Source organism: Snuella lapsa (genome assembly GCF_039539345.1).
In the GTDB taxonomy this organism is placed as follows: Bacteria; Bacteroidota; Bacteroidia; order Flavobacteriales; family Flavobacteriaceae; genus Snuella; species Snuella lapsa.
This window is the reverse complement of sequence record NZ_BAABCY010000094.1, coordinates 1-13700: the sequence shown is the minus strand read 5'-3', so window position 1 is coordinate 13700 and position 13700 is coordinate 1. Positions and strand designations below refer to the sequence as shown.

Annotated in this window: 15 protein-coding genes and 1 tRNA gene; 13 read left to right on the top strand and 3 right to left on the bottom strand. The window is 35.5% G+C overall.

What is annotated here, in order from left to right; translation table 11 throughout:
- Window positions 1-29: 29 nt before the first annotated feature.
- The 5 genes from trxA (at window position 30) to ABD792_RS17380 (ending at window position 3033) form a co-directional block, all read left to right on the top strand.
- Window positions 30-347, top strand: coding sequence for a thioredoxin (gene trxA, locus ABD792_RS17400; RefSeq protein ID WP_345007648.1), 318 nt, complete (start codon window positions 30-32; stop codon window positions 345-347).
- Between the two features lie 105 nt (window positions 348-452).
- Window positions 453-1382, top strand: coding sequence for a DUF58 domain-containing protein (locus tag ABD792_RS17395; RefSeq protein ID WP_345007647.1), 930 nt, complete (start codon window positions 453-455; stop codon window positions 1380-1382).
- 89 nt (window positions 1383-1471) lie between these two features.
- Window positions 1472-1545, top strand: a tRNA-Asp gene (locus ABD792_RS17390).
- Between the two features lie 205 nt (window positions 1546-1750).
- Window positions 1751-2260, top strand: coding sequence for an Arm DNA-binding domain-containing protein (locus ABD792_RS17385; RefSeq protein ID WP_345007646.1), 510 nt, complete (start codon window positions 1751-1753; stop codon window positions 2258-2260).
- Window positions 2155-3033, top strand: coding sequence for a site-specific integrase (locus ABD792_RS17380; RefSeq protein ID WP_345007645.1), 879 nt, complete (start codon window positions 2155-2157; stop codon window positions 3031-3033). The genes ABD792_RS17385 and ABD792_RS17380 overlap by 106 nt, the downstream gene beginning before the upstream one ends.
- A gap of 218 nt (window positions 3034-3251) precedes the next feature.
- On the opposite strand, the gene ABD792_RS17375 is transcribed toward ABD792_RS17380, so the two are convergent.
- Both ABD792_RS17375 and ABD792_RS17370 read right to left on the bottom strand, forming a co-directional pair.
- Window positions 3252-4349 (bottom strand): hypothetical protein, encoded by a 1098-nt coding sequence (locus ABD792_RS17375; protein ID WP_345007644.1) that lies wholly within the window; start codon window positions 4347-4349, stop codon window positions 3252-3254.
- A 2-nt stretch (window positions 4350-4351) separates the two neighbouring features.
- Complete coding sequence (locus tag ABD792_RS17370; RefSeq protein ID WP_345007643.1) at window positions 4352-5137, bottom strand: sigma-70 family RNA polymerase sigma factor; 786 nt, start codon at window positions 5135-5137, stop codon at window positions 4352-4354.
- A 381-nt stretch (window positions 5138-5518) separates the two neighbouring features.
- On the opposite strand from ABD792_RS17370, the gene ABD792_RS17365 reads away from it, so the two are divergent.
- Complete coding sequence (locus tag ABD792_RS17365; RefSeq protein WP_345007642.1) at window positions 5519-5779, top strand: helix-turn-helix domain-containing protein; 261 nt, start codon at window positions 5519-5521, stop codon at window positions 5777-5779.
- A gap of 1114 nt (window positions 5780-6893) precedes the next feature.
- On the opposite strand, the gene ABD792_RS17360 is transcribed toward ABD792_RS17365, so the two are convergent.
- Entirely contained in the window at window positions 6894-7313 is a 420-nt protein-coding gene (locus ABD792_RS17360) for a hypothetical protein (protein ID WP_345007641.1), read from the bottom strand.
- 81 nt (window positions 7314-7394) lie between these two features.
- Between ABD792_RS17360 and xerA the strand changes: the two genes are divergently transcribed.
- From xerA to ABD792_RS17325, 7 genes are all read left to right on the top strand, one after another.
- Window positions 7395-8576 carry a site-specific tyrosine recombinase/integron integrase gene (xerA, locus tag ABD792_RS17355; protein ID WP_345007640.1) on the top strand — a complete coding sequence of 394 codons (1182 nt, stop codon included), beginning with the start codon at window positions 7395-7397 and terminating at the stop codon, window positions 8574-8576.
- Between the two features lie 210 nt (window positions 8577-8786).
- Window positions 8787-9356 carry a Crp/Fnr family transcriptional regulator gene (locus tag ABD792_RS17350; RefSeq protein WP_345007639.1) on the top strand — a complete coding sequence of 190 codons (570 nt, stop codon included), beginning with the start codon at window positions 8787-8789 and terminating at the stop codon, window positions 9354-9356.
- 249 nt (window positions 9357-9605) lie between these two features.
- Complete coding sequence (locus ABD792_RS17345) at window positions 9606-10628, top strand: NAD(P)-dependent alcohol dehydrogenase (RefSeq protein WP_345007638.1); 1023 nt, start codon at window positions 9606-9608, stop codon at window positions 10626-10628.
- 429 nt (window positions 10629-11057) lie between these two features.
- Window positions 11058-12320, top strand: coding sequence for an RNA polymerase sigma factor (locus ABD792_RS17340; protein WP_345007637.1), 1263 nt, complete (start codon window positions 11058-11060; stop codon window positions 12318-12320).
- 45 nt (window positions 12321-12365) lie between these two features.
- A complete protein-coding gene (locus ABD792_RS17335; protein WP_345007636.1) occupies window positions 12366-12803 on the top strand; it encodes a YciI family protein in 438 nt (145 codons plus the stop codon).
- Window positions 12804-12808: 5 nt separating this feature from the next.
- The gene (locus ABD792_RS17330; RefSeq protein WP_345007635.1) at window positions 12809-13210 is read left to right on the top strand and encodes a DUF1761 domain-containing protein; all 402 of its coding nucleotides are present in this window, start codon (window positions 12809-12811) and stop codon (window positions 13208-13210) included.
- A 28-nt stretch (window positions 13211-13238) separates the two neighbouring features.
- Window positions 13239-13598 carry a YciI family protein gene (locus ABD792_RS17325; protein WP_345007634.1) on the top strand — a complete coding sequence of 120 codons (360 nt, stop codon included), beginning with the start codon at window positions 13239-13241 and terminating at the stop codon, window positions 13596-13598.
- Window positions 13599-13700 lie beyond the last annotated feature (102 nt).

The following is a 13700-nucleotide window of genomic DNA, read 5'->3' as shown; positions in this document are numbered from 1 at the left end:
AGAAGTACAACACATTAAAATAAAATATTATGGCATTAGAAATAACAGATGCAACTTTTGAAGAAACTGTATTAAAAAGTGATAAACCTGTATTAGTTGACTTTTGGGCAGCTTGGTGTGGGCCTTGTAGAATGGTTGGTCCTATTATTGAACAAATAAGTGAGGAGTATACAGGAAAAGCGGTTGTTGGTAAGGTGGATGTAGATGCAAATCAAGAGTTTGCAGCTAAATATGGTGTACGTAACATACCAACGGTTTTAGTTTTTCAAAATGGAGAAGTTGTAGGCCGTCAGGTAGGAGTTGCGCCTAAAAATGCTTATACAGACGCTATAGATTCACTTTTGTAGTAGAAATATAAATAAGAAAATTAAAAGGTTTGCTATTTACAGCAAACCTTTTTTTATTTTAGATGTCATGAATAACATGAATTTTCTTTAGTAAATTGACTTACCGTGAATATACAGAACGAACTTAATAAAGCAGGAGGGTTTAAAAACTTAGAGATGCTTGCCAAACAAGTAGTAGAAGGTTTTATTGCAGGCATGCATAAAAGTCCGTTTCATGGCTTTTCAGCTGAGTTTGCTGAGCATAAAATATATAATAAAGGAGAAAGCACACGCCATATAGATTGGAAATTATATGCCAAAACAGATAAGCTATATACCAAACGTTACGATGATGAGACAAACTTGCGGTGCCATATTATAATAGACAATAGTAGCTCGATGCATTATCCTGAAATAAATTCATTTTCTATTGATAGTCTTAATAAAATAGCATTTTCTGCTTTAGCAGCGGCATCTTTAATGCATATTCTAAAGAAGCAACGTGATGCGGTCGGGTTAAGTGTTTATAGCAATGCCTACGATTTTTATGCCCCCGAAAAAGGCAGTGAACGCCATCATCAAATGTTATTACAACAACTAAGTAACATGGTGGTTAAAAAGACGGTGAACAAGGAAACGGAAACTTATACTTATCTGCACGAAATTGCCGAAAAAATGCACAGACGTTCTATGGTGTTTCTGTTTACCGATATGTTTCAAACCACAATAGAGGATACTAAGCTTTTTGAGGCTTTGAGGCATCTTAAGTATAACAAACATGAGGTTATTTTATTTCATGTGTTCGATAAGTCCAAAGAATTACGTTTTAATTTTGACAATAGACCAAAACGCTTTGTGGATGTCGAGACGGGTGCTTACATTAATTTATATGCGGATACGATCAAGGAGACTTATCATGAAGCTGTAAATGAATATTTTACTGCCCTACGCTTAAAGTGTGCACAGTATAAGATAAAATATGTCGAAGCCGATATTAATCAGAATTTTGATAGCATCCTAACGACCTATATGATAGAGCGTAAAAAGTTTGCTTAGAAGGGGTGAATAAAAAAAATTAAAAAAAATTAAAAAAACGTTTGAGATATTCAAAAAGGCGTGTATATTTGCAACCGCAATAATGCAACGGTCTGGTAGTTCAGTTGGTTAGAATGTCGCCCTGTCACGGCGAAGGTCGCGGGTTCGAGTCCCGTCCAGACCGCTTAGTAAAAGCACAAATAGAAGCAAAACCTCACTAAATATATGATTTAGTGGGGTTTTGTCGTTTTTGAGCAAATAGTTAAAAGAATATTTTTTAACTTTAAAAGTTCACAAATCGTCAACAGTCATTTTTTAATCGTCAACAGTTTTCGATTTAACCCAATAATTGATATCCCACATAGTTGATTTGACTTTCGTTTAAAAGAATGTTTAACAATCTAACAACGACAGCTATGCGTGCCTCAACAACATTTTCAGTACTTTTTTGGATATATGCTAAACGAGCCAAAAGTAATCAGACCAATATTTATGTTCGAATTACAGTAAATGGCAAAAAAAGTAACATTAGTTTAAAGCAAATCGTAGATGTAAATGCTTGGGATGCCAAAAACCAAAAAATGAAAGGTTCAGGTGCAGCTTCCAGAAAGTTGAACTTAGAGTTAGCAAAGATTAAGTCAGACCTCCATCGATGCTATCAAGACTTAAAGCAGGAATTAAGACTTCCTTCGGCCGAACTTGTTAAGGCAAGGTATTTAGGAGAGGATAAGAGAATATATACCCTTAGAGATATTTTTGAGTACCATAACCAAACAATGGCCCATAAATTACAATGGGTAAATTTGAAACTACCCAAAAATATGTTTTCGTTTACGTTTCTGAAAAGTATAAAACCTCTGATATGTATCTTCAAAACTTGGACTACAAATTTATTATAGGATTTGAAAGCTTTCTTGGTTCATATCGGTCTAGGCCAAGTCAAGGTGAGATTAGCAATAATGTAGCCATGAAGCATATTCAGAGATTAAAAAAAATGGTTACGCTTGCATATCATTTAGAATGGATTGAGCGAGATCCATTTGTTAAGTTTAAACTTAAGTTTGAAAAAAAAGAACGAGAGTTTCTTTCTAAAGAAGAACTCCAACGAGTTTTGGGTTTTAATTCTACTATTGGGCGATTAACAGTGGTTAAAGATTTATTTATATTCAGTTGTTATACAGGATTGTCGTATATAGACATTATAGAACTTTCAAGTGATAATATTGTAATAGGAATTGATGGAAATCAATGGATCATGGCAGTAAGAACTAAAACAAAGATTCCTATAAAAATTCCTTTACTGCCTAAAGCAAATGACCTTATAAAGAAATATAAAAGTCATGCAAGAACCCGAAATTCGGGAAAATTGATGCCTAAGATATCAAATCAAAAGTTGAATAGCTATTTAAAGGAGATTGCTGATTCTTGTGGTATAAAAAAGCATCTCACATTTCATATGGCCCGGCATACATTTGCCACTACTGTAACCCTTAGTAATGGCGTTCCAATAGAGACCGTATCAAAGCTTTTAGGACACACCAAGTTATCGACTACTCAGATTTATGCACGGGTTATTGAGACGAAAATTAGTGAGGATATTCAAAATCTATTAGATCGGTTTGAGAGGAAAGAACAACATGTGGACAAACCAACCAAAGCCAATATTTTTTAGGCCTTAAAAAGTCCCTTTCAATGTGTTCCTCACAGATTAACGGGAGCATATTGAAAGGGGCTGTTATATTTGATACAATAAAGTAATCGATTAGGGATAAAAATAATTAGGCAAGAGAATATAAGAGAGCCCACGCGTTGTATATGCTGTTTGCATTTAGTGAGTGTAACAATCTACCTCACCTTATGGGTGTACAAGCACCCTCGTAACCAAATAGGTTAATCTATAATAAGTTCAATGCCGGTTTTCTCGGCCTTGTATTTTATTTTAGTCATAAGTTCGTAATAGCTCCAATTCCTCAGTACAAAAGCTTCTTCTTTGGCTATCCCAACTTTGTCTTCCTGGTTTAATAGTATGAGTGTTCCAGCCTGATGTTTGATGCAAAAATCGATCAACCTCCTACTGTACACATGAAGGCGATGGGACACATAATTGCTTTCTGCTTTGCGAAGCCTTTCTACGGCCTTTAGTTTACGCTTTTGCCCTTTTCCTGACTTGGAATAGGTTGCCCCAACCTGTGCCCTTTTAAGGGCTGCCTGTATGGCCAACCTTCTATAAAGGAACTCTTCCCTTGTGCCAATGGTAAGCCTTGCCTTATTGGTTTTAACCACTATGGGATATTCAAGGGACAGGGAGGCCTCTGCAATCTTTTCTGGTTTCAGGCAATGTATTTCCTTTTCAATTTCAAAAACCGGGAGCCAAAAGATCTTGCCGTCCTTCAATTTGATATGGGAAGTACATAACTTGGTTTCCTCTTTAATTACCCGTTCCAACAGTATTTTCTTGTCGGAATGGTCATTTCCCAAATAGGTCTTAAAAGGGATCTGGAACAATCGAAAGCAAAAGGTTCTTTTCTCGGCATTATAGGACAGGCCGCTTATTCCCTCCAGACCAAAAGGAAAGGCCATATCCCTTCTGAAATTTTTAAGGGAACGTTCTCCTTTCCAATATTCAGAGCGATTAGTATTGAAAGAAGTTATTAAGGTTCTGTTTAGGTTGGATAATATGTTTGTTGGGATTTCGCCTTTAAGGCGATCTGATATCACACGATAGGTCGTATTGATACGTGAGCGTTGGAGGATACCTTGTTCATCTTTCTTTTCATCAGCCAGTTTATATTTTATTCCTTCTGACAGATAAAAGAAATCCTTGATCATTTCCTGGACATACAAATGGGAAACAATAAGGTTAGCTGCTCTAAAGCATCGGTTTTGCCATTGGTATAGTTTGTCCAGTGCTTCTTTTCTTTCTTCTTTAGTGGGCAGGTCTACCAATATTTGGATTTTCCGTGTCAGTTTTAGAGTTTGTTTTTCCATAATTAAGCGGATTCTAATTGCTGCTCATGGTTGTCCTGTAATAGTTTATAAGCGGTCATAAACTCTTTGTGGACTTCCTTTTGGGAGAGGTTAAGTTCTTTGGCAATAGTAGCAAAGGAATGTTTTTTGTTAAATCTTAGTTCCAGTACTTTTTTTTGATCTTCGGTCATAATGCTCTGAATCTTTATGCCGTTAGGAGGTCTTTTTTGTTTTTTGGGAATACTTGTATGCAGGACTATGTTTTTGATGTCCTCAATAGCATGCTTTACCTCGTTACTGGTTTCAGTGATGCTTGACCCCATAACCTTGGCAATCGCTTTATACTGGAAACCGTATTTCAAACAGAGCTCTATCAAGTGCCTTCTCTTAGCGTTCAAAAAGGGCAATACACTTTTGATTCGGTTAACGGCTTTTTGTTGGGATTCCTGATCTTTCAGATTTTCGGATACGTTTACGGGATCATATCCTAGCATATAATCCTGGTAATTGTCGAAATTCTCTAAGGAATGGACATTCTTAAAGAACTTGTTTTTAGGGCTACTGTAGAATGAAATACATTCCCTTTTCATCACAAACCTTAAGAAACGTACCATATGCTCAGGTGATTCTATCCTGTCCCTATGAACCCATAATTTTAAGAAAGTATCCTGCACCAGAGATTCTATAACAAAATGGTCGTTGATCATGCGCTTGCCAATCCAAAAGATACTCCTACTATATTGGGCATGGATATACTCCAAAGCAGCGGGATCGCCATTCTTTAATAATTTAAAATTACTGAGTAGCATAATAGACCTGGATTAAATATCTTATGCGAGTTCTTAAAGTTTATACAGGGAAGATAGCTTTGAATAAGGGCAAGAGGAGGTTGGCCTTTTTCTACAAATAAAAGGCGTGGAACTCAACTTACCGACTAGAGGTACTGGTATACCTTGGAAACGATAAGAGAGCCCACGCCCCGGGTCGTGAGCAAGTGTACTTATCATCTCGTTTCCATAAAAAAGTACCAGTTTTCTAGTCGAGATTCAAAGCAATTGCTTCTAATATTTTCTTTCAGAAGAATCGCAAATTTAACTACTATTTCTAAATAGTCAGGGTAAATATATAAAAATATAGTCACATATATGTGATTGTGTTTGATTTTTTTTCTCTGTCCCTTTGGGTTATATATGAAAAACATTAAAAATAAAGACCTTCTGTCCTGCATCGCATTAGTTTTAAAAGAACTTCGGGCTGAAAACGAGTTAACCCAACAAATGGTTAAGGATGATACAGGAATACATATTGGAAGAATTGAAACTACAAATCACGACCCTTCAACAAGTACAATTTTTGAGCTTTGTAAATATTTTAAGGTTCCACTTTCGGAATTTTATAGAAGAATAGAAGAGGTTAATACAAACCTGAGGATAACAAAAAAAGAAAATTAATTATTGCTAACTTTTAGGGAAGGCTACACTTGTTCGTTATTTGAGATTTCTGAATGAAAAGAAGCATGTGGAACAATAAACCCCATTGCAGCACATTCCCCTTCATTTCGCCTACTCCATTTCGGGAAAAGCGCTTCATTGCATAACCTTGAACACAAGCCCAAAATGCAAAATGGCATTTTGAACTTAAGTTCGCTGGTGCAGGACTTAAAACAAAGTCTGGCTAACAATTATAAGTTTCTTTCAAACTGTTAAAATTCTGAAGGCTTTATATTAATCCAATATTTTCGAAAAGTAAACGTCGCAAAATATTTGTGTTCAAATTTGTCGGCGTAAAAAATCGGTACCCCCAGGGGTTCCCCCAATTTTTCACTTGAAAATTTGAGACAAAATTTTGCCTTCCATTTTTGATATGCTCAAATATTGTTTAAATGAAAAAACTGAAACAATAAACAAGGCAAAAATAATTTCTAAAGGGGGCAACTGATAGAAAAATCAGTTGTTGGAAAGTTTCACCATGCATGCATGATGAAATGACAAGCAAGAGGGTAGCGTGCTGGCGCAACGCTACATAATTCATTTACTCCGTAAAACCACTGTTAATGAGGGATGAAGAATGTAATGTAAGAATCCAGTAAAAAAGGATTTGCTGCAAAACCTCTGTAAACCCTAATAAAATGGTAGTTTTTTGCAGTAAAACATTGGATTCGGAGGTGTGATTGGTTCATTTAACTGGCTTTGATAAAATATAAAAGTGTCCAGAAAAATGTGATTTACTGTAAAACTCTTGAACCGTTCTACGGTGTCCTGGTAGAAATTGATGCTCATAAATCGACGTTTCATCTGTTTATGTTATAGCCTTTTCCTTGATTATGTTAATGCTCCCCAGTGTTTATGGGCGTTTCCAAGGGTGTTAACATAATTTTGGTATTTGCTCCAAGGAATAAACCTGATTTTAATATTTCAAGCAATTGATTTACAGTTAATTATAAAATATTAAATAACGCAATGCCGCTTTAGCGCATTGCCCTCTTGCTTTTCCCTTGCTTTTCCCTTGTCACTTTACAATTTACTAAGCAAACCTCAAGTGAAAACTAATATTGATAGGTATGGATTACTTCGAACGGTGCTTTATGATCTTAAAGTTCCAAGGATGAAAACTTAAATTATCCATATAATCTTGCTTATGGACAATTAACATTTTTTCCGTTCCGTTTTCAAGTACAGGAAGATAGCCATATTCATAACAAAAAAAATAGGTTCCTGTGCTAAAAGGAAATATATGGGTGAACAGTTCAAACTTGTATCCTAATCTTGCCAGGACTTCCTTTTCAACGGTACTTTTGCCACTGGGGCAAAAATGGGCCAACAAACTTCTGTTCCTCCTCAAATCACTATTGATCTTTTGGATGGACAGTTCATGAAAAGGCCTATTGGTATTGTGGTACGTACTCCTGCACTGCGTATCGCAGAATTTTTTATCGCAGCGCCCTTTCAGCTCTTTTTTGCAAGCTAGACAATATTTAATCTTCATTAACTGAGTTTTAAACGTATATATACGTATATAAACGTGTATAAATAAGTAAATATTATTCTTAATCAGGAAATTTGGTACATGAATACACTGCCCGATATTGTTTTAAAAAGAGTATACTACAAAAAAGTAGACTCTCTAATTGTCATTTTCAAATATGATAATCGACTCATAGCCGCCATAAAGCAAACAAATCTATTTCTTTGGAGTGTCTCCAAGAAGTATTGGCATTGCGGTTTTTCGGATTCTAGGGTTCAGCTTATCAAAAATTCATTTAGATCAATTGCCCATATCATCGAAACCCCATCCCTTCTTAAAGTACCTGAAAATAATGGAGTTAGAAAGGGACGGGTTATATCAGAAGATAACAAAAAGATTATTAGAGCATATGTTTCTTATTTAAAAGGTAAACGCTACAGTGAAAGTACCATCAAAACCTATTTTACCTTTATTGCAGATTTCTTTGAATATGTAAATGATATACCGATTCAAAATATAAAAAACAGAGATGTAGAGCGCTTCATAGAGAATGTGTTTGTTCCGCGAAAATATAGCATCAGTACACACAGGCAATTCATTAGTGCCTTAAAGCTATTTATAGCTTTTAATCCACAGACCCAGATTGAAAATCTTACCTTAACCAGACCTAAACGATCTAAATTTTTACCTACCGTGTTATCAAAGGAAGAGGTTATAGATATTTTAAGATGTACCAAAAACCTAAAGCATAGGGCCATATTGGCTTTAATATACTCTGCCGGACTGCGCATCAGTGAACTGATTAATTTAAGACTTAACCATATTGATATTGACCGAAGGCAAATTATTGTAAAAAATAGCAAGGGCCGTAAAGACAGAAATGTGATTCTTGCCGAAAGTTTTATACCAGTGCTGTTTAATTACATAACCACTTATAAACCTGTTGTTTTCTTCGCAGAGGGTAAGCCCAAACAGAAATACAGCCCTGAAAGTGTGAGGGCCTTTTTAAAAAGATCGTGTAAAGCGGCCAAAATTACCAAAACGGTCACTCCGCATACTTTAAGGCACAGTTATGCAACGCATTTACTCGAAAATGGCATCGACCTTAGGTATATACAGGAGCTCCTGGGACATTCTAAGCCAGAAACAACAATGATCTATACCCATGTTTCCAAGAAAGACCTGTTAAAAATTGAGAGTCCCCTTGATGTAGCCCTGAAATCCATGATGGCTAATGATAATATTAACACAAATAAAACACCAAGAATATCTGAGAATTACTAAATGTTCTATAATTGTAAGAATTAGTATATTTCAAATATAGTTTTTATGTATATTTGGTTAAACACTTTATATAGGTTTGAAAAAGCAAACCAAATTAAAAATTAATATGCTCAATAATTATTTGGTTTATCCGGAATTAGAAACCGATAAACAGTATAAAATATAAAGATATAACTAGTTGTAACACATTAAGAAATCTAATAGGCTTGAATGGATAACGTAATATTTGATTTTTTGTCTGACTATCTTGAAATCTCCGAGGAGGAAATGGAGAATATTTCACGACAGAACGTGATAAAATCATTTAAAAAGGGAGCGATTTTGTTATCCGAAGGAGAAATAGCCAGCGAGTGCTATTTTGTACTTAAGGGGTGCGTGTATTCTTATTATCTGGTAGACGGAGAGGTTAAGGTCACTGGGTTTTATACTGAAAAACAGCCTGTTACGAATGTTAGTTATAGCACTAAAAAGCCCTCAGAGTATTACTTAGAATGTTTAGAAGACTGCATTGTGGCGGTAAGCACAGCAGAGAGGAGTGCAGAACTAATGAGAAAAGTACCAAGGCTCTTGACTGCGAGTACAACTGTTCTTGCAGACCAGCTAGCAAATCAGCAAATAAAGTATGATGATTTCATAAAGCTATCTCCTGAAAAACGGTATCAAAATCTACAAAAAAATTCTCCTGATCTTCTGAATAGAATTCCACAATATCTAATCGCCAGTTATCTGGGTATAAAGCCGGAATCACTTAGTCGAATTCGCAAACGTCTGGTTAAATAAATCAGATTCTCGTTCAGTTTTAGTCTTTACATGTGAATTGGGTTCGGAGTTGATTTCTTAACCCAAGTCAATGAAAAGGGAACTTCGGCATCCCAATTTTACGGTTCAAAATTTGGTCTACTTGGAAAAACAAGATTGAGGCTGAACCCTACTATATGCCAAGTTCATACATGGTATTGCGTTTGTTCCTCTGTTTCCTGTTTGTTGCTAGTGGTTCCTTGTTGATTAAATAAAGTGAATTAAACAGAAATGAAAGAATTAAAATTGGAAAATAGATTTATGCGCGCCTTGGTTTTTCGACAGTACGGAGACCCAAGAGAAGTAATGGAACTTATAAATGATTGGGAAATACCGAAACCAAGCAAAAACAAAGTCCTAGTAAAAGTCAAGTGCTGCTCTGTCAACGCAGCAGACAGGCATATGGTTCGTGCAAACTACTTTGTAATAAAGATGCTTCTTGGATTATTCAAACCAGCTAAGAGACGTAGAGTGCTGGGTATGGATGTTGCGGGAACCATTGAAACTATTGGTAAGGGGGTTAAAGGATTTCAAGTCGGTGATGCCGTTGTGGCTGAAACACGGAAAATTCTTGGCGGAGGGTTTGCCGAGTACGCTTTAGTAGATGCTGCAGATCTGGTAAAGAAACCAGCCGAGATTTCCTTCGAGCAGGCGGCAACAGTACCGATCTCTGGTCAAGCGGCAATGATGGGATTGATCCTTTGTGAACTTCAGCCTGGAGATAAAGTCCTTATCAATGGTGCCTCTGGCGGAGTTGGGTCTTTCGGTGTTCAGATAGCAAAAGCTAAGGGAATCCATGTAACTGCTATTTGTTCAACCAAAAAAGCCAGCGCGGTAAAGAGTTGGGGAGCAGACGAGATTGTCGATTATAAAAAAAAGGACTCAATCAAAGCTCTAAATGGAAGTGACTTTGATGCTGTTTTTGATACGGCTTCTTTTGAATGTCCTGGCAGATACAAGCCAATGCTAAAGAAAGATGGTAAGTATGTATTAGTAGGAGGAGACTTTTACAATATGCTTATGCTAAAACTCTTTAGCCGGTTCGACACTGGTAGCCAGAAATTTATAGCGTTATCTCAAGATGTTGAGGCAACTACAAACATAAAAACAGTGCTTCAAATGATTGTCGACAAAAAGATAGATCCCGCGATACAAAAAGTTATTTCATTAAGGGAAGTACCAAATGCCATACATAGCCTTGAAGAACGCACTGTTATTGGTAAAATCGTTGTTAATCTAAATTCCATCATATAACTCCATTTAGATAATATGGCAATGCACTTGTTCCAGTTGCTTAGTGACAATACTCATTGTAACCGCTTAAGCTTTTATTACCGGATTCCATGTAACCCCTTAGAGAACAGAGTATGATTGTTTCTGTATTTAGAACTAGTATTTGCCCTAGTGACATAGCCTTTCTTTCGACTATTTTTGACAAGATTCACGCTATCCATAAATGGAATACTGATCTGGAGGATTGTGATAACATCCTTAGAATAGTAAGTTACAAAGACATAGCAGATTCAATCATAAATATTCTAGCCGAGCAAGGATATCATATTCAAGAATTAGAAGAATGAGTTTATGTTATAAATTCGGGCAATAAAACGTGCTACAACAACACCTATACACAATGCCCTTCGGGGCACTGCGCATAGCCCAAACGTTGGCAGTAATTAAAAAATGACCGAAACTAACGAGAAACATAGTCGAGAATTGACCGAACATTTTTTCAGAAATGAATACGGAAAAATGGTTTCTGTTATTACAAAATACATCGGAACAGAAAATGTCCAAACTGCGGAAGATATTGTGCAGGAAACTTTACTGAAAGCAGTTGACTATTGGCAACACAGCGGAATACCAAAAAACCCACAGGCTTGGTTGTACACAACTGCAAAAAACCTAACACTTAACATACTAAAGCGAAAAAAGTATCAATCGGAATTTAACGAACAGAAGATTGAACAAAATTCGGAACAATTGGAAAAATTAGAAATTTCCGAAGAACTGATTTCTGACGAACAGTTAAAAATGATGTTCGTTTGTTGTCATCCCAAAATTTCGAAAAAGTCACAAATTTGCTTAATGTTAAAAATACTCTGTGGCTTTAGTATTTCAGAAATAGCAAATGCCTTTTTTACATCAAATGAAACAGTTAATAAACGTTTGGTAAGAGGTAGAAAGCAACTGCGAACAAACAATGTGAGTTTTGAACTTCCGAAAAACCTTAACGAAGGTCTTCCGATTGTTTTAAAAACAATTTTTTTGCTGTTTAATGAAGGCTACAGTCCAACTCAAAAAAATGAACTCATGAGATACGGTTTGTGCCTTGAAGCAATTCGGTTATCCGAAATATTGGTAAATAGCGAAACTCTTGAAAAAAAATCTGATTGCTACGCTCTTTTGGCACTTATGTATTTCAACGCTTCACGCTTTGATTCACGGATGAATGCAACCAATTCCATTATCGAAATGGACAAACAAGACCGAAAGAAATGGAATCAAGAATTAATAAATAAAGGCATTAAATATCTAAATCAAGCCATTGGCGAAAAACAAGTTTCTATTTATCTGATTTTGGCGACTATTTCCGCAAATCATTGTATTGCACCAAGTTTTGAAAAAACCGATTGGAAAGAAATTTTATCTCTTTACGACAGCCTAATTGAGTTAGAAGACACACCAATCACACGGCTGAATAGAATTGTGGCACTTTCCAAAGTAAAAGGAAACAAAAAAGCCATATTGGAATTAGAAAATCTTGAAGAAAAGACCGAAATTGACAAAAACCACCTTTTCCATTCAACTTTAGCTGAACTATATAAATTGGAAAACGAAACGGAAAAAGCTAAAAACAGTTATAAAAAGGCGATTTCATTAACCAAAAATAAACGAGATTCAAATTTGCTTCAAAAAAAATTAATAGAAGTTGTCCCTATTTAACAAGCTCGATTGTTTTAAAGGTATAATCTATTAATTAAACATATTATGAAGAAAATTTTTATTGCCTTAATGGTCTTTATGACTATTTCAAACAGCTTTTCTCAATCTAATAGCAAAAGAGAAGTTCAACAAGAGTTTATGTTTTATGTCTATTCAGATGGAAATCGTGTTAGCGACCTCTCATCCGAAAAGCAACAGTTACATATTCAAAAAATCGGAGCTTACATTGAAAATTTAGCCAAAACAGGAAAATTAAAGGGCGCACAGCCTTTAGAAATGGAAGGAACTAAAATATCAAGGAACAAAGGTGTTTTTAGCGAAACACAACTAAACAAAGACAAAAAAGTTATCGCTGGATACTATCATATATTAGCTTTTGATATGGATGAAGCGATAACCATTGCAAGAGCAGACCCAAGATTTGAGGAAGAAGGATGGGAAATAGTAATCCGTCCAATTAAAAAAGTTGAAGGAATAAATTAAACATTATGGAACAAATCAATTATATAGCTGTATTTGTTACAGCCTTAGTTATTCAATTTATTGGTTTCTTATGGTATTCACCTCTTCTTTTTGGTGCCAAATGGATGAAACTATTAAAAACTAATCCTAAAGAAGTAAAAGCTATGGGAAAGACACCACATCTTTTAGCTTTGATTACCGCTTTTTTTATGTCTTTTATGATGGCATTCATCATATTATGGACGGGAACAAACAATATATTTTCGGCAATCGGTTTGGCTACTCTAATATGGTTTGGAGTTACTTTACCTGATAGTATTCCTCATTACAAATTTGCAAAAATACCTTTAGGAATACTAATTTTAGATATTTTCCATACGCTATCAATGCTGATAACTTCAGCATTAATTTTAACATTATGGAAATAAAAAATAATCATTTAAAAAAAAATCAATTATGAAAGAATTTATGTTATTTATCAGAAGTGAGGGAAATCCAGTTGCAGACCTTTCACCAGAACAACAACAAGAACACGTTCAAAAAGTCGGAGGATTTATAAAAAGAATGGTTGGAGAAGGAAAAATGAAATCTGCCCAACCTTTGGAAATGCAAGGCAGTATTTTATCCTTTGAAAATGGAAGTTTTACAGACGGACCATTTAACGAAACTAAAGAAGTTATTTCGGGATATTATCACATTTTAGCAAAGGATTTAAACGAAGCGATTGAAATTGCAAAATCTGACCCAAGATTTGAGGACGGAAAATGGAGAATGGAAGTTCGTCCGATTATGAAAGTTGACGGAATTAATGAATAAATCTAACAATGGAAGGGAGTAAAAACTACTGCCAATAACTAAGTGTTCGTGTGGTCGGTACGGCCAAACATGAACACCGTGTTGACTGAACCGGTTTTGGTC